A 315-nucleotide genomic window follows, 5' to 3' on the forward strand; every position below is an offset into this window, starting at 1 on the left:
ACGGCGACGACCGGCGGGCGGAGCGCATGGTTGTAGTTGCTGGCCATGGAGCGGCAGTACGCCCCGGTGGCCGGTACGGCGATCAGGTCACCCGGCGCCAGGTCGGCCGGCAGGAACGCGTCCTTCACCACGATGTCACCACTCTCGCAGTGCTTGCCGACCACCCGGGCGAGCATCGGCTCGGCGTCGGAGGCACGGGAGACGAGAGCGACGCTGTACTCCGCGTCGTACAGCGCCGTACGGATGTTGTCCGACATGCCGCCGTCCACGGAGACGTACGTCCGCAGCCCGTCGAGGGGCTTGACGGTGCCGACC

1 pseudogene is annotated in these 315 nt (G+C 69.8%); it reads right to left on the bottom strand.

The window, feature by feature from the left end:
- A pseudogene (locus CCN42_RS45150) lies at window positions 1-315 on the bottom strand (diaminopimelate decarboxylase); the annotation flags it as partial.

This window comes from Streptomyces glaucescens (assembly GCF_002154375.1).
GTDB classification, from domain to species: Bacteria; Actinomycetota; Actinomycetes; order Streptomycetales; family Streptomycetaceae; genus Streptomyces; species Streptomyces glaucescens.